Below are 16,380 nucleotides of genomic sequence, written 5' to 3'. Positions count from 1 at the left end.
CCCAATAGTACCCAATAGTACCCCAACCATGGTGTACAAGCTTTGTGAAATAGAACTCTGTCCCTACTCCTACTGGAAATAGCATTGTACGCTGCTTCTCAAAGGCTAGCTTGTCAAACTTTTTCCTATCAAAATTACTCCGATTTTAAAGGTAACTTTTCTAGCCATCAGGAAAACCTTCTAACGCCTGTGCTTGGATACTCTTGCATAGTTCGCTATTATTAAACCGCGTAAGTTCTGCACAACGCCCTTTAAATATAAACGCAGGCTTAGCCGGCTTTTAACATCGCTCGATGATATGTAAGTACTTAGATTTTTTACTCAGGTCAATCGAGGGAATGAGGCATTCGGATAAACACAAGGCGCTGAATATCGCAACTTTTTCGTTGTATTTCTCTCTTCAGGCTGATTTTCTCTATAAAAAGTAAGTATTCTAAGAATACAAACTTTGTGCGACGATGAGAACAAAGTTCGGATTTCAAATGTGTGTCAGGTAATTCGCCCCGCACAAGGTCGAAACTTTACCATCTGTGCTCTTTAGGGTCTTTTAGGTACTGCCATATATAAAAACTGCCAACCAATGTGCCAACTGGGACAATGAAAATACTCACCTATGAAAATGGCAATGCTAAATTTTGAGCAATGCTAGAGTCCTTAATTACTAAATATCCCGCAAGGATACCGACGGCATTGATTATCGAAAACAGTAGTAAGAATATCGCCGAAACACCGAGGAAGCTAGCAGGATGACTTACAATTGCCTCTCCGAATTGATCAAAATTATAACGAAACTAGATAGTAAACCAAGAGTCATGAAATGCGAGTAAATTATTATTAACCATCCTGCAATGATTCTTACGTTGCTCATTTCCCACTCCTTGGTTTTGAGGGTTAACGCTTTTAGCAGGTAAGTGTTTAAGTACACTACTGCTTAAACTTGTTAAGTATCTCGTTCTTTAGCTTGATAATCACTTGCACCATTGTAGCCGGAAGATATTGTTACGGTGCTCCCGACTCTTAAGCCGCACGTTCGGTCATCATGGTCTTCACAATAATCTATCTCACCAATACCTTCCAAAGAGATATTGCGCTCTAGAGAGTGACCATGACGATTGAGGTTTTCTATTATCTCCTGCATTTTGTAAGCGATAATACACTTTAATTTAGCCCCAATATCACGATCGAGTTCTGTGAATCTTCTGCATCTTTCATTCATATCCTGTATCAAACTGAATGCACTCTTTGAATATCTCTCGTATTCCATATTGAGACTTAACTTTTTACTAAGGGGTGGCTGCATAGCTAGCATCCCGCAGAGGGCCGAAGGCCCAGGGTGCACTTGAGCAGCATGTTATGAGACATATCCAGCTACAATAGCTCATCTTCAAGTTCGTATTTCGTCTTGAGACCATGCTAAGTATAATGCTCTACATGCCAAGCTGCCTCACTCTCTCCGTGCACAGCACGCTGAGCACCATTAGCCTTTATTATTTTCTTTGCCGTTTGGCGCGAATCGATAAACTCATTGCATACGAACTCAATAACATCCGCAAATCTACCACTGATACTTACTGTACGTACAACAAATTGCTTCCATTTAGGTGCAAATTCTTGTTCATTTATGGTAACTCGGACTGTGGTCTTACCCATAAAAAGTAGACACTCTAACTGTGCGAGTTTCGCTCATACTCTGCTGGACTTACTTAGCCTCGCGACTCATACTCGGCTTGCACTTGCTTTCAAACAAGAGATCCTGGTAGTTCTGCGATCTATATTGCACACCCCTGTCAGAGTGGACTATTAATCCAGTTTTTTTGTCGTAGCTCTAGAGCCATTTCCAATGTGCGACGTGTCAATTCATCGGTCATCTGCGAGTCAAATGCCCAACCTACAATACGACGAGAGTACAGATCCATAACTACCGCGAGATACAACCACCACTCCAGAACCCAGATATACGTAATGTCACTGGTCCAGCGGCAATTGGATCGATCCACACCAAAGCAACGCTTAAGTAAGCTGGCGGAGACATTAATGCTCCCCTCTACGGACTGGCTATATCGAAAGTCTTTGCCATTTCTCGCTTTAATATGCTCCTTATACATAAGCTTAGAGGCGTAGTTCAGTGAGCATAGCTCACCAAACTCTCGAAGCTCGCAAGCGATTCTAGGCGCTCCATAATGACCTTTAAACCCAGCAAACGTCTCTCGGGTTTTCTCGATTGTTCGTATCTTTCTAACCGTGCGTGGAGCTGGCAACCGCCCTCGCCATCGATAATAACCCGATCTTGAGACTTCTAAGCACCGACACATCAAGCTAACCGGGAATGACCCTACATGCTCTTGTATCAGTGCGCACTTTACTCTTGGTGGTCCGCACCTTTTTTAGAGATTCAGCTTCCTGACGAGCTTCATGCAGCTCCTTCTTGAGCTTGCGAACTTTAGCACTTTCCTGTTTGGACTAGTCGACACCGTCTAAACTATTGAACTGCTTATCAGAAAGCTGATTGAATTGAAGACGCCAATTGTAGATCTGCCTTGCGCTGACGCCTAGCTCTCATGCCACGGAAGCCGTTGCGGAACCTCTCCGTATACGCCTGAGTTTATCTCTTACCCATGATACACCTCCGTGTTAGGCCTAAACCTAACTATACAGGCTGTCTACTAAACGTGGATAAGTCTTCTGCCTAACGCCAAATCCGGCGACTACCGAAGGCAATCCTCTGGATTTGGCGCTAGCTGTACGTTTTGGGAAAAACACTCGAAATTTAATAGTTAAAGTTATCAGGCTATTTCAAATAGCCTTCATCAATTAATAAGTCATGTATATTGATGGCGAGAGCTCTATACCCCTCATCATTTAAATGAACCATATCTGACTTATATTTTGGTTGACGTAGCAAATTTGATAAACTCTCCCCATCAAAGGGCACACTAAATTCTTCAGCCAACTCTTCATATAAATTTGCGCTAGACGAAAAAAGTTTTTTCTCAGGAACACCAATCAAAACAACCTTAACGCCGTTCTCTTGAGCAAATTTTATCATGGATGAAAGATTTTGTTTCGTATTTTTTAGATTCTTATTTCTAAGAATATCGTTTCCACCTTCGAGCAATACGACCAAGGCTGGATTATATTTTAAAATAGTAGTCGAGAATCGAGCAAGCCCCTCACTGGTTGTTTCACCAGATATACCAGCATTAACAACTTTAACACCTGATAGCTGCTCTAATATTTTCGGGTAAGAAGATTCTTTTGACCCAACGCCCTCGGTTAAACTATCTCCAAAAGCAAGAATTATATCATCTTCATTCAAAGTATGATTATTATCATTCCCACATCCAGATAACAAAGTAAATAAAACAACAAAAAATATCTTTTTTATAAACATATTAATCTATACGACCACATCTATTTTGACATATTAACAATTTTATTGAGCAAACAACTAGTACGGTGGAAAGCCTCCCCCCCCTTAAAGTAGACGCCACATTATATTCATCTTATGCGGCCATTCTTTCATATTCATCTGGGCTTTTATACCCAAGTGAACCATGTCTTCTTTTAGCCTTAAGCCCTGCGGTAACACTTGGACTTCCATAATTACCATCATGCAGCGTATAGATAGCCTCTATACAACTAGAATTCGCCAATTTTTTATATCTCGAGAGCTCTCATCGAGATTGAACCACTTATAAAACCCCTGGGGTGAAACATTCAAGTATCTACATAAGTACCTGACACCAAAGTCCAGTCGATTAAGAGATATAAACGAGACTCTTTCGGCTTTGAACCTTTCAGGTACATTTCCCACTTTTTCAGAAAATCATTCTCCTTTTGCAGTTTCTCGACCTGCTTGTTTTTTCTACTTTCCTGTCGCCATCTATACACCATTACTGGATGCAAAACAATAATGTTGGCGATAGTAGTCGTATCTACTTTCAGTTAATTAGTGAGAGTTACCACTCTAACGTTAAACTCCGTTGAATATTCAACAACCCGCTCTTTACTCCGTATTTTCGGCACTTTTTCTACCCTATTCAAAAGGTAGGCGTCTACTCGATGAGGGAAGTTTCAATGTAGGTCCAGCCAGCTTTGCCGGTGTTCGTGCTTAGCTTTGTTATGCACTTATATCTCGTTGATGATTTCGACAATTTCAAGCTCAGCAACTTTATGCAAGCCACCCACCAAATATGCTCTTTGGCCTGCTTTAACTCTTTCACGAATCATGTCGAAGTAATCATCTTTATCCTCGTAGATTGGCCTTCTAATAATGGCCCTATCTTCACCCAGGGCTTCACACTCGTCCCCTACAATGTTTTCATCAGGCAGTGTTTCGAATTCTGGATAAAGCGCAAAGACATATCTGTTTCCCGCGTCAGATTCGAATTTTAAATCACTCCGAAGACCGTTCGAAAGCTTACACTGCGTATCAAGCTTTCTATACCGAACTCGAAAATAGTAGTCTTCTTTATCGAGCATTACTCCAAGCCGCACGGGCCGGAGGTGCGAAGCACCGTAGACCCAAAAAATGCACAGCATTTTTGATCATGCCGACTCTTGTCATGCAATTACATCGACAAGAACTGAACAGACCACCTAACCTGAGCATTCTTTACATCTTTAGCCCCAAAATCAACGTTTTTTATTACCGATAAAAACTCCTTTAGTAGCTTCTGATCATTGATTTGAGTGCTAATGATCTTGGCTTTGATTACCGCCCCACTTGGAGCAATATCAATTATGAAATCGACACTGCCTTCAATTGTAGGATCAGTTTTCAACGCTGCATTATAGTATCGAAATAATAGAGGCTTTTTTTGCTCCAGAATTTTTTGTATCGGCTGCTCATCTCGTGTAGATCTATTTTGTTGTTTTACGTTGATAATCGAGACCTGTGCTGAAGCAGGCTTCTTGTCTGAAAACCTAATTTTACCGTTTTCATCGATCCACTTATAAATCTCCGCATAAGTCGCATTGACCAATAAGAGATTTAGAATCAAAAACAAATGTCTCATGACTCTCCTTTTGTTGGTTTTGCCCACAAAAAGCAGACACTCTAACTATGCGTATTTTCACTCACACACTGCTGGACTTACATAGCCCAATGCAGAGAGCCTACGAACCCTATTGTAGAAAATCTCAATGTATTCAAACACCTCAGATTTTGCTTGCTCTTCGCTTTCGAATGCTCCGGCATAGACCAGCTCGACTTTTAGCCTGCTAAAGAATGATTCCATTGCCGCATTATCCCAACAGTTAGCCGGGCGACTCATACTCGGTTTGCACTTGCTTTCGGACAAGAGATCCTGGTATTTCTGCGATCGATATTGCACACCCTTATCAGAGTGAACTAGCAGTCCAGGCTTTATTGGTCGTCGCTCTAGGGCCATTTTCAATGCTCGACGTGTCAATTCATCGGTCATCTGCGAGTCAAATGCCCAACCTACAATACAACGAGAGTACAGATCCATAACTACCGCGAGGTATAGCCACCTCTCCAGAACCCGGATATACGTAATGTCACTGGTCCAGCGGCAATTTGGTCGATCCACATCAAAGCAACGCTTCAGTAAGTTGGCGAAGACGTTAATGCTCCCCTCTACGGGCTGACTATATCGAAAGCCTTTGCCGTTTCTCGCTTTAATATGCTCCTGTTGCATAAGCTTAGCGACGTAGTTCCGCGAGTATGGCTCACCTAATTCTTGAAGCTCGCAAGCGATTCTAGGCGCACGATAACGACCTTTAAACTCAACAGACGTCTCTCGGATTTTCTCGATTGTTCGTATCTTTCTAATCGTGCGAGCAGATGGCAATCGCCCCCGCCATCGATAATAACCCGATCTTGAGACTTCTAAACACCGACACATCAAGCTAACCGGGAATGACCCTACATTATCTTGTATCAATGCGTACTTTACTCTTGGTGGTTCGCAAAGTACGCAGCTGCCTTTTTAGAAACTCAACCTCCTGACGAGCTTCATGCAGTTCCTTCTTGAGCTTGCGAACTTCAGCGCTTTCCTATTTGGAATAGTCGACACCGTCTAAACTATTGAACTGCTTATCAGACAGTCGATTAAATTGACGACGCCAGTTGTAGATCTGCTGTGCGCTGACGCCTAGCTCTCGTGCCACAGAAGCCGTTGTTACTCCAGGCTTTTCCGCTCTCTTAACTGCTTCTCTATGGAACTCCTCTGTATACGCCTAAGTTCTTTTCTTACCCATGATACACCTCCGCGTTAGACCTAAACCTAACTATACAGGCTGTCTACTAAACGTGGGTAAGCCTTTCACATAATGCCGCGCATAACGGCCGGAGGTCCAATTGCTTCGCCTTGCTATACCTTATTCGTATATTTTTCCAGCATGTAATATTTGGGCCATACGTTTCCAAGGATTAACCTCTTTAGGCAGGAGTGGCAAACCATTAATTGATGAGTTTGCCCATGCAGCAGACGCATCAAGATACTGCCCAATAGTCTCATGCTCCCATCCATTATGACCTCGGTCATGTGGATTACTTGGACTGGCCTTCTCATGCTCTTCCTCATCTAGTCTATCAGCAGCAAGGGCTTCCAAGAATAGAATGAAAGTTTCTTCGTTATGTACTTCGTCTTCGAGCTTAGCTAAATCTTTCATAAGGTATAGCGCCCGTAACAGGGGCCACCAATGCTATGCATGTTTTGTGCGAAACTGAGAGCGCAGCGACCAGCACAAAATGTGCATAGCGTTGGGCGTCCCGCGGAGGGCCGGAGCATCCTGCTTGTGTTTGCTAGGCACGGGCAACCCGGCGGAGCCTGAGAAATACGTATACCCCTGTGACAAACGGACTCGAAACACAGAATATTACAACAATAGGAATCAACCTATTACCTATCTCTGCGGTCAGCACGAGGATGACACTCAGTACGGCCGAAGCTAGCCCAAAGATTAAAAGCTTCAAAGTGCGTTTAGCGCGAATAGGGTTTGTGTAGGTTCGCTCGAGACTCGCAAAAACTAAACCAATTACACCTACGAAACCAAAAATATAGCAAACTATTATTAGATTATTTTGCCAGATATTGTGCCCCCTCATTAACTGCTCCGTGAATTTGAGTACAACTGGGGCGCCTATAAGTAACATAGGTGTAACGGGTAATATTGAAGCCAATACTCGAAAGTCCATTTCAAATCTCCGAAGGTCCAACGCCACGTGTATGGATGCGAAGCATCCCGTACCTTGCTTTGTTACGTGATTTAGTAGGCACCGAAATACTTACCACTGTGACATTTCCCAGTAGGCTTTTGTGTTGTGATTTCTTCTTTGGTTTCTGTAACCACACCCTTGTATTCACAATTCCCATAAATAAATGTGTAGTGAGCACCAGGCTCTGGGATAAAGGCAAATGTATGCCGGCAGAACTGTCCCTCCATAACCATTTCACCAGTAAATACAGTACGATCAAAGAACTCAAAAGACAGAAGTTTATTTGCAGGCACATTCACGGTGAATTCAAGCGTTGATGGCTCCGTCCAGTTTCCGTCCCAAAGATCACCGATATATTCTCCGTACTCGCTTGGATTACACTCTAGCCCCTCAAACATTGAAACAGTAGGACCATCTTTAAGACCCTCTTTTAGTTTAAAATTAATCTTTGCGATCTCACCAGATTGAGGTCCTTGATAGGTTGTAGCACAACCGGCTAAAACAAAAGGTAAAAAAACCAATACAAATTTATTCATTGTTACTCCATTTTTTAACGTAACGCCCGAAGCATTGGGCGTCCTGCGAAGGCCCCGCCGGGGACCGTAGCAAACTGCCTGCGATTGTTAAAAGGACTTACCACACCATTGTGTTACCGTCACCTTGGGATCAACCTCAGGCTCATTAACCTTTTCACCAGAGCTAGCCGCGCACTCATTGCTACCACACGTATATCCAACAGCACGATCTATTTTTCCGCACTCTTGAATTAAGCCAATAACTGTATTGTTACGAAGATAGAAGCGATACTTATACGTTCCAGTTGGTACTGCGAGCGGAACTGGTACTATGCCAACAAATGCTCCAGCACCAGCCCACGACGTTCCGTCTTTATAACTAAGTACTTTGCAATACTCAAATTGATCTACAGAATCAGGATTCCCCCAACGTTCGATAATTTCAATCTCTGAGTAAGGCGAATCTCTCTTTTCGAATGAGAATTGATTTCTCTCATTCCCTAGACTGAACTCTGTTCGAGCCCATTCTTTTTTCCCATAAGTGCCAACAGCCAAACCAACACAACCCGACATTATGCTAAGAGAGGCTATTATGAGAACGGCTCTAATCATTGACGTACCTTTAACGCCGTGCCAAGGGCGACCGCTTGCGGGCGTCCCGCGGAGCCAGCCTGCTAGCAGGCATCAGGTTAAATTCTAGCTTTATGACCATGTTATATCGTATTTGTATCTATATGTATTTATGTGATCTTTAGCCAAAAAGTAGGCGCTAAAATGATCACTGTAATTTATGCTATCTCCTTTTTTGAATCGGCAAAAGTAGACTACACCTTCATCACTTACTTCAAAACCGACATGACCAATTGCTTTATCATACATTTCATTTAATTCGAAGGAAGTATAATTGCACGTTTGTTTGATTAGTTTGGCAAAGTATTTAACTTCATCTTGATAAAACCAATCGCCAGAAGCAACAATTTCTTCTTTTATTATTTCTGGTTCCCACCCATCAGGTAGTTTGCAATTACTCATCTTGCATTTAACACTTACAGCACATGCCATTTTTTTGGTGCGACTAATAGGAGCAGCCAAAAAAACGGTCATGTGCCTGTGATTATTATATTTGTAGTGGAACATCGAATGAAATCTCACAAAGAGGCCCCATAGATACTCTATGGCCATTTTCGTCTTTATTTCTTTCAACACGAATATGCGGCTCATAAAACACTACAAACTTTGACTTCTCTAAAAAATCTTTTGACCCACTCAGCTTTTATGAGCGAAAGCCAGTATCTTCCCCTGCATTCTTGAGCGCGATTTTCGCGCTCGGGCTTACAAATGTCGCCCCAGCAAGGTTCATATGCTTCCAAACTAATGGTACTGAGAGCTTAACATGAATCAGGTTCTCCTCACCGGAGAGTTTTGAAGGCTCGAACTCCAAGTAGGACAATATGTCATCATCCCCACATGATAGCGCAAGTGATGAGTAAAGTAAGAAGCTGAATAGTAACGGTATTCTCATCATAAAATATAAACGTCGCGATAATGGGCAGGCGAAGTAACGCGTAGCCTGTCCTAGTGGAGGCCGCGTTTTTTGCGGCCGGAACGAATTAATTGCCTTGTTATGTGTGACCAAACTGAAGGTAGAATGCGAGAACATATAAGCCAATGCTTAGAAACAAAGTATAATTTGAGATCTTATGGTATACATATTCATTGTTTCTTTTATCATAATGATCTATAACCTCCGCTACGAAGCATGCGCACATAAGCATTAATGCAATATACATTACAATCACAGCTACACCACTAAAGTGATATACCTCCTCGCAACGCCGGCATACTGAAACAGCAAGATCGTTTTCAATTAGTCCTATAGTTCCAAGAACTGCCATGCCTACAGATAGAACTATATTCTTTATACGGTCATATAAAGGAACTTCGTTCTGAACGTAATTCTCTGCCATACCCTTAACTTTCAGTACACATAAAGCCGCCAACACGGGCCGAAACGGAGCTGCGAAGTGTAGGCCAGCCAGCTTTGCTGTCGAACGTGCTTGGCTTTGTTAGACATTTACTCTACCTTTCCGGCGTAGTGGCGAAGAATGTGCCGCCATTACCATCTGGGTTTAGCTTAACTAGATATGTGACTATATCTTTCCCATCATGTTGTATATGCCAACGCTCAATTCCTTGGCCCTCTCCTTTGTACGGAGTGATTACTTCAATCTTTATCAATTCACTGGATTTCGCGTTTGGATAAAGAACCTTATCGATGAAACCTACGCCGCCTGGTGCCCAAAGAACATCTCTGAATAGTTGCTCATCGGTTTGTGATGCAGCCCTTACTTCAGCCTGAATATTTAGAGTTGAAGAAGGTGGGCTTGTAGCACAGCCAATAAAACCCAAAATGATGAAAACTAGCATGATTTTAAATAATTTCATTGTTCTCTCATGAGGCCTACCGCTGTGAGCAGCGGAGGCTTACTTTATGCGCCTTTTGCGTAAAAACTGGAGTGGAGCAACTGCGCGAAAGGCGTATAAAATAAGCCGTCAGCTGCAGCACCTTGTTAGGAATTTTTATGTACCTTAAACTTCACGAGTAGCAAGTGGCCTTTAACATGTACCAGTCGATATGTATCATTATACTTCTTGTATTTTGTTTCACTAACATATTTTATTGCACTCGGAACAAAATCTTCGTACGGGCTAAAATCAACAAACCTTATGTTTTCTGTAACTCCTTCCGAATTTATATCTACTTTCAACAACACCCAGCCATTTTGCTAAATTTCAAACATACTTCTTGGAAAAAGCTGCTTTGGACGATACTCCGCCATTCCAATTGAATACTTGTTTTGTAACTCTGGAGCTTCCCGAACAGGAATAGTTTGACGCGAAGCGCAGCCAGCGAGCAGTAACAGCAATATTGATATTTTAACATTCAACAATTTTAGCTGTTTACTCATTCTGATTCCTAACGCCCGCATAAGGGGCGGCAAAGATACGCGGCGATTTTGTTAAACTTAAGGGCTCTTCCAAAACTAAATCGCCGCATAGTTTTGACGCCCCAGCGAGCCAGCGAGCGACTTGATACGATTGCTAGGTATTTGTACTTAAGGCGTGTTTTATTGCTGAACAAACACCACGACTTGAAGCCATTACACTCTCAAAAAGCTCACCACCTGACCTTAAAACGAGTGTACAGCCATTGCCTCGTTGAGGCTTAACTATGCCACTCACATTGGACAATACAACTCTTTTTCCTTCAGGGTAAACATAAGCTAGCTCAACAAAATTAGCTGGTCCCAACTTTACTGAATAAAAGCTGTCCAGGTGATTGCTGTACCCCATATAAATAAGGGCTGCCGGGAGAGATGAGCTAAAAAGCAGTGTGAAACCTAAACTAACAGTTTTACTCTTCCTTATAGCATCTAAACGTACACCTAGGTAAACGACTAAAAATGCAGCCAATGAGAGCCAAAGCATGAAATTAAACTTTGACCAAGAGGTAGACGGATCTAAAAGCTCAAATTCCATATTGATACCTAACGCGCCCAACAGGGGCGGCTAAAGCGAAGCGGAAGTCGTCCAGCGGAGGGCCGTAGGCCCGGAGCATACTGCTTGGATTTGTTAAATGATTTCTCGTAGGGCATTTGTCGCCTTCTTATTGCCAAGGGATTGGGCCAACTCTAGAGGAGATTCTCCACCAACATCTTTGATGACTTTTGCCCCTAATCTTCCCAAAAGCCGAATGGCATCCGGATTATCCATCTGACTGGCACAGTGAAGAGGAGTAAACCCGGACACTCCAATTGCGTCTATATCAGCACCTGTTTCGATCAAAATGGTTATCGCCTCACAATCCCCCCGGTACGATGCTATATGCAACGGAGTATCTCCATAGCCATTTCGGTAGTAGACCGAGTCTATCTGATGCATTGAGAAATCCGGAACACTTTCTATCTGCCTGAAAATTTCATCAAGGTCGCATTGCATTTAACGCCGTCAACAGAGGTGACCAACTTTGTGCGCCCCACAGAGGGCCGAAGGCCCGGCGCAAACTGCTTGGCTTGTTAAGTTTTTAGCTCATAGGCTTGCTAGCAGTATTGCCACTGCACTGGGCCCCAAAATAAGGCCTGTAAAATAGCGCCCGATAGGGCCTACCTGTCGAGGCGTGACTTGCCCCAATATAATACCAGCGACAATGCACAATATATATGGGATGAAACCCATAACAAAGCCTGCCATATGCATATTATTTTCTGACTGATTTAGAAAATAGTGCTGGACCAAACCATAAAGCATGAACAAACAGAATGGAGTGACAGCTCCCAGTACTGGAATGACTAAATTCCTCGTAGATCGAAGCTGGATACCAATAAATATAATTGCAACAAAAAGCCCGAACTCGAAACTACCAGCAAGTATTGTTAGTGTTGTGTCATTCATACTTTGGAAACTTAACGCCTGCTAACAGGGGAGTTTACGTCCCTCTGGCTGGCTTTGTTATAGATTTTCAATCTTAAATTCTGCTCCGCAGCTATGGCAAGAGTCTGGATTAAAGACAACACCTCCATGCCCTTCAAATTGGAAGGGGATAGACCCGCAACATGGGCAAAGGTAGTTCACAAGTGTATACGCGCTCCAGCTCATAATAAGAGCAAGAAGTCCAAATACAGAGTAAGTTCTAGCGTTTCCATCTAGGGTATCCATTAAGCCTATTAGTAGAAATACAATAGCAAGGTGCAGTACAGTTACTGCGATCCAAATTAATTTTATCCTATTGAATTTGCTAATGATGTCTACAGGTTCCATAACCTTCTACCTATAACGCCCACATAAACGGCAGCCGAAGCGTAGCGTAGGCTGTCCAGTGGAGGCCGAGTTTTTCGCGGCCAGAACGAGTTTAATGTGTTTGTTAGGCATTTCTAATTCCGCGCTCTAATTTTGTAAGAATCCAGCCTTACTCCATAAGTTTCAAGGGAAGTACGCTGACGAAGCTCTGATGGCGATAAAAGATAAGTGTCTTCATCATAGGTAAGCTTGGAAATAGGTAGGTTATCAATTTCCTTGTAGGCGATGCCAGCACCCTCAGAGTAACCACAACCAGGGTAAGAGAGACTCAGAGTTCTTTGCTGATCTAGCACTATTGAGAATACGGAATTTTCTCGTTTTGGGAAGGACGGATACCAGCTTCCACCGCCACAATAGTAATGCGATGGCTTGCACTCCATCGTTGCAGACTTGGTTAGCGTGCCATTCTTCGTGGACAATTCGGCCGTGAACTCGTAAGTGCGAACGGCAGGGTCGTTCTCGCCTTTGTTCGCTGCGCATACGCCAGATACGATTGCGGAAGCGCATCCAGTTAAGTGAGCAAAAGCTATGATTGAAATAAGAAGCTTAAATTTCATTCTGATGCCTAATGTTGCCAACAGGGGCGGCCGAAGCAGAGCGTAGGCCGTCCAGCCCAGCTAATAGCTGGGTGAGCCTGCCTGGCCTGGCTATGTGTTTGGGTAGAATACAAGGCAGCCACCATCCTGAAGAGCACTTTCGAAAAAACCACTAAACTCTCTATGAAGGTCAGAATTTAAAGCCTCGACTTTTAGGCAGTTACCTTCTAGTCCGCTAACATCCTCAAAGCCGAAGTTGGAAATTTCGAGTGTAGCGGCCTCGAAATTAACTGCCTCTTCGGTTTGCCGAAGAAAAAGAAGACAGTCATGACTATCTCCTTTCTCGGGAGGACTCCAGTTGTATTTCGATTCTCCCGAGTAAGTACCATTAAAACCGTAGAGATATACTTTCTTCATCGTTTACACATAACGCCTTGATAATGGGCCGACTGAAGCGCAACGCAAAGAAGTCCAGCCGAAGGCATCATTGACCAATTTGCTATAAGCGTTAAGAGCCAAGGTTAATATGAACCTTTACTTCAATATTGCCGCCTTGACATACCGGAAATGAGTGAATAGAACTAACCGCAATGTCACCAATTTCTTTGTTTATTTCAGGTGTTTTAAATAGTACTTGCTCGGTAACATTGAATGATACCTCCGGATGATCAAGCGCAAGCCAATTTACCTCAACTGGAAGTGGAAAACCCTTCTCTTCCTGATAGGAACGTACTTCTGAAATTTCTCGTGGCCAGACTTTATTTTCACAGTAATATTGCGCAAGGAGAACAGCAATGGCGACATGTTGCTGGCCATTATCACTTACCCTATCAGCTACAGTATTTGATATGGTTTCACAACCGGAAAGGCCAATAGCTAAAATTAATAATATTGCTATTCGATTCATAAAATATCTCTGTGCTTATAACACCGTCATGAAAGGCGAGCAATTTGTTGCGAGTCCAGCGCGCGTAACGCGCGATTTTTGATGGCTTTGTTATGCATTTTTTTGCAAGTGCGAGTGTGCTTTTGATAATTTTGAGCTCCTTTGTAGAGCGCCAGTTATCAATAGCCCAAACAAAGAAGAATACCCCTAGCATTGTATATAAAGTATTTGGATCTTCTGCTCGCACCCAATTTAAGTACGGAAAGTTATCTGGCAATAGAGGCAATGAAAACAACCAAATACCTAGTAGCAATGCTACCCATCTCGATATTTGATGTTTCCTGTCCATTTTCTTAACCAATTCTTCTGTTTCTTCAATATCCATAATTATCTAGTATGCATAACGCCCGCATAAGGCGCCCATTACGCGCTTGCTAGTATTTTTTGGCCTTGTGCCGACCCAGCAAGCGTGTAATGAGTCGATTTTAATACGATTGTATGGTAGATTCACAGAAATTTTGTGATGACGGCTTTTATTTTTTCCTTTTCTACTACACTTATAGATTGGTCTATATCGCTATTTGTAACATACGGATTGGCAAAATACGGAACTTCTACAAATGTTATACCTTTTACAGAGCAGACTTCTTTAACCAGCTTTCGTGCTGGCTCAAACCTTTCACCGGGGCCTGTAGAGAAAACAACAACTCTTACTCTTTGTACGACATCAAGACCAAATACGCCTTCTATGTGACTGTCAATGGATTTAAGGTCAATAGAGGCTCGAATGTGGTCTTTATCAAGAACAGAGTTAGGTATTGGATGGGGGAAGGCGTTTGTAAATAAGACAGGTCCAGCGTTTTTATGAATGCTCAGGTTTCTTAGATGTTGATTCGTTTCGGCGCAACGCTGCATAAAAGTGAGGGCTCTATTCCAGAAGGATGACCCAGAAGAGGTCGTCTCATCATAGATTGAGACACCAGGAATGGCCTTATTGCTTCCATTGCTCTCTCTACCAAACACCAGAATTAATGGAAAATCTTTGCTTTCAGTTTCTCCAAAAGCGACTACTGAATAATCTATTGCTTGATCCATAAGCTCAAATTCTATGTAAGTACCTAACGCCGCTAGCAAGGGCAGCCGTAGCGTAGGCTGTCCAGCCCAGCCCCGAAGGGGGTGAGCGAGCCTGACTAGCCTGGTTATGGCTGGCGCGCTCGGGACTACCTACTGGCACTTTGCCAGCCACAGCTTGGCTGGCCCCTGCCCAATATTTAAGAGGGAAGAATACCGCACTTCCCTCAACCAATTCCAATCTAATTGGCACTCCGCGAAATTGCAGCGGACTGCCGGTTTCTACCGCACCTGAGCAAACACTCTAGGAACGAAACTGCTTGAATTGCAACCAGCAAAATTTGCTCAATGCTGGTTGTTCTTTAGTGACACTAAACCTTCAGTTACCACGAAAAATCAATAAAACCGACCACAACAATAACACCTTTTTCAACCGCCACCGGAATGGAGCAGCTTTGTGCTAGCGTAACGTACAGCACAAACGAACGAAGTGTAGGTGGTCGGATGCGGTAACTCGTTATGTGCACCTAGATAGGATATGTGCATCTAATAACAACTTTACTTAGTCTCATTTCTTGAAAATACAAAAGAGTATGTTTATCTCTATTTTCTGAACAAAACTCTCCATGCTTACTAACACTCCATTCATTCGAGGAAGTGAAGCATCTTTCCACTACATCTTTTGCCGAATTAGCAGGCAACCAATTCAGACATTTTACACCGAAGGCGCTAATTTCCATTTCTGGATTTCTGGATATAATCTCTTTTTTTGAATCTCCTATCTGAAACCCATTAAAGGTGCCCTGGGATATCACTAAAATTTCAGCATCACTTCCAGGAAGAAATTTGAGAAAGTACACAATCGTACTAACTAATATTGCGAATATTATTAAAGATGCTGAAATAATGATTTTCTTCATTGCATATAACGCCCGCAATAGCATTGGGTATCCCGCGGAGGGCCGGAGCATCCTGCTTGCGTTTGTTATAAATTTAGCACGCCACTTCACGAATCTCTTCAATTGCAGGTAACCCAGAAAAAATGCCGACTAGCCCAGACACATAGGTAGTCTTACCAATACACCCTTCCATCTCGGAGTGAACGCTGCCATTTCTAATTGCTTTGTCAGAGAATAACAGTAAACTCAATACGTTAGCTGGAGGCTGTGTCTGCAAATTAATATGATCTTTTGATGGGATTAATACTAAAACATTACTTCTAGGCGGTTTGTACAAATAACCGACAACTTGAACATGCTTGCCATAGTAATTTTCAAACATACCGACAACCATAGGCACATTTCCTCGCATAAACCGTTGGATGGCTTA

Annotated in this window: 21 protein-coding genes and 2 pseudogenes; all 23 read right to left on the bottom strand. The window is 42.8% G+C overall.

Going from position 1 to position 16,380, the window contains the following annotated elements; genetic code table 11:
• Positions 1 to 940: 940 nt before the first annotated feature.
• Entirely contained in the window at positions 941 to 1,300 is a 360-nt protein-coding gene (locus ACJJII_RS15880; RefSeq protein ID WP_444916885.1) for a hypothetical protein, read from the bottom strand.
• A gap of 487 nt (positions 1,301 to 1,787) precedes the next feature.
• A complete protein-coding gene (locus tag ACJJII_RS15875; RefSeq protein WP_444916884.1) occupies positions 1,788 to 2,258 on the bottom strand; it encodes a DDE-type integrase/transposase/recombinase in 471 nt (156 codons plus the stop codon).
• A gap of 530 nt (positions 2,259 to 2,788) precedes the next feature.
• Entirely contained in the window at positions 2,789 to 3,391 is a 603-nt protein-coding gene (locus ACJJII_RS15870) for a GDSL-type esterase/lipase family protein (RefSeq protein ID WP_444916883.1), read from the bottom strand.
• 737 nt (positions 3,392 to 4,128) lie between these two features.
• Positions 4,129 to 4,482: a hypothetical protein gene (locus ACJJII_RS15865; protein ID WP_444916882.1), complete on the bottom strand. Its 354-nt coding sequence runs from the start codon at positions 4,480 to 4,482 to the stop codon at positions 4,129 to 4,131.
• Between the two features lie 89 nt (positions 4,483 to 4,571).
• Positions 4,572 to 5,018 carry an AgmX/PglI C-terminal domain-containing protein gene (locus ACJJII_RS15860; RefSeq protein WP_444916881.1) on the bottom strand — a complete coding sequence of 149 codons (447 nt, stop codon included), beginning with the start codon at positions 5,016 to 5,018 and terminating at the stop codon, positions 4,572 to 4,574.
• Positions 5,019 to 5,075: 57 nt separating this feature from the next.
• Positions 5,076 to 5,936: pseudogene (locus tag ACJJII_RS15855) on the bottom strand (IS3 family transposase); the annotation flags it as partial.
• Between the two features lie 85 nt (positions 5,937 to 6,021).
• Positions 6,022 to 6,189 (bottom strand): annotated as a pseudogene (locus ACJJII_RS15850) (transposase); the annotation flags it as partial.
• Positions 6,190 to 6,345: 156 nt separating this feature from the next.
• Positions 6,346 to 6,639, bottom strand: a complete 294-nt coding sequence (locus ACJJII_RS15845) for a DUF7660 family protein (protein WP_444916880.1) — start codon at positions 6,637 to 6,639, stop codon at positions 6,346 to 6,348.
• 597 nt (positions 6,640 to 7,236) lie between these two features.
• Positions 7,237 to 7,722 carry a hypothetical protein gene (locus ACJJII_RS15840; protein ID WP_444916879.1) on the bottom strand — a complete coding sequence of 162 codons (486 nt, stop codon included), beginning with the start codon at positions 7,720 to 7,722 and terminating at the stop codon, positions 7,237 to 7,239.
• 87 nt (positions 7,723 to 7,809) lie between these two features.
• Complete coding sequence (locus tag ACJJII_RS15835; protein WP_444916878.1) at positions 7,810 to 8,313, bottom strand: hypothetical protein; 504 nt, start codon at positions 8,311 to 8,313, stop codon at positions 7,810 to 7,812.
• Between the two features lie 90 nt (positions 8,314 to 8,403).
• Positions 8,404 to 8,805 (bottom strand): hypothetical protein, encoded by a 402-nt coding sequence (locus ACJJII_RS15830; RefSeq protein WP_444916877.1) that lies wholly within the window; start codon positions 8,803 to 8,805, stop codon positions 8,404 to 8,406.
• Between the two features lie 975 nt (positions 8,806 to 9,780).
• Entirely contained in the window at positions 9,781 to 10,146 is a 366-nt protein-coding gene (locus ACJJII_RS15825) for a hypothetical protein (RefSeq protein ID WP_444916876.1), read from the bottom strand.
• Between the two features lie 125 nt (positions 10,147 to 10,271).
• Positions 10,272 to 10,475, bottom strand: a complete 204-nt coding sequence (locus ACJJII_RS15820) for an energy transducer TonB (protein WP_444916875.1) — start codon at positions 10,473 to 10,475, stop codon at positions 10,272 to 10,274.
• A gap of 12 nt (positions 10,476 to 10,487) precedes the next feature.
• A complete protein-coding gene (locus ACJJII_RS15815; RefSeq protein ID WP_444916874.1) occupies positions 10,488 to 10,670 on the bottom strand; it encodes a hypothetical protein in 183 nt (60 codons plus the stop codon).
• 133 nt (positions 10,671 to 10,803) lie between these two features.
• Positions 10,804 to 11,241, bottom strand: coding sequence for a hypothetical protein (locus ACJJII_RS15810; protein ID WP_444916873.1), 438 nt, complete (start codon positions 11,239 to 11,241; stop codon positions 10,804 to 10,806).
• A gap of 93 nt (positions 11,242 to 11,334) precedes the next feature.
• Entirely contained in the window at positions 11,335 to 11,643 is a 309-nt protein-coding gene (locus ACJJII_RS15805) for an ankyrin repeat domain-containing protein (RefSeq protein ID WP_444916872.1), read from the bottom strand.
• Positions 11,644 to 12,632: 989 nt separating this feature from the next.
• Positions 12,633 to 13,115, bottom strand: a complete 483-nt coding sequence (locus ACJJII_RS15800) for a hypothetical protein (protein ID WP_444916871.1) — start codon at positions 13,113 to 13,115, stop codon at positions 12,633 to 12,635.
• Positions 13,116 to 13,205: 90 nt separating this feature from the next.
• Complete coding sequence (locus ACJJII_RS15795) at positions 13,206 to 13,511, bottom strand: hypothetical protein (protein ID WP_444916870.1); 306 nt, start codon at positions 13,509 to 13,511, stop codon at positions 13,206 to 13,208.
• 91 nt (positions 13,512 to 13,602) lie between these two features.
• Entirely contained in the window at positions 13,603 to 14,001 is a 399-nt protein-coding gene (locus ACJJII_RS15790) for a putative periplasmic lipoprotein (protein WP_444916869.1), read from the bottom strand.
• On the bottom strand, positions 13,949 to 14,365 hold the full coding sequence (locus ACJJII_RS15785) for a hypothetical protein (RefSeq protein ID WP_444916868.1): 417 nt from the start codon (positions 14,363 to 14,365) through the stop codon (positions 13,949 to 13,951). The genes ACJJII_RS15790 and ACJJII_RS15785 overlap by 53 nt, the downstream gene beginning before the upstream one ends.
• 122 nt (positions 14,366 to 14,487) lie before the next feature.
• Positions 14,488 to 15,075 (bottom strand): hypothetical protein, encoded by a 588-nt coding sequence (locus ACJJII_RS15780; RefSeq protein WP_444916867.1) that lies wholly within the window; start codon positions 15,073 to 15,075, stop codon positions 14,488 to 14,490.
• 503 nt (positions 15,076 to 15,578) lie between these two features.
• The gene (locus ACJJII_RS15775; RefSeq protein WP_444916866.1) at positions 15,579 to 15,971 is read right to left on the bottom strand and encodes a hypothetical protein; all 393 of its coding nucleotides are present in this window, start codon (positions 15,969 to 15,971) and stop codon (positions 15,579 to 15,581) included.
• A gap of 73 nt (positions 15,972 to 16,044) precedes the next feature.
• Positions 16,045 to 16,344 (bottom strand): hypothetical protein, encoded by a 300-nt coding sequence (locus tag ACJJII_RS15770; protein ID WP_444916865.1) that lies wholly within the window; start codon positions 16,342 to 16,344, stop codon positions 16,045 to 16,047.
• Between the last annotated feature and the right edge of the window lie 36 nt (positions 16,345 to 16,380).

This window comes from Microbulbifer maximicatervae (SeqCode) (genome assembly GCF_052467825.1).
The sequence above is the reverse complement of the archived record's forward strand: the minus strand, read 5'-3'. Positions and strand labels throughout refer to the sequence as shown.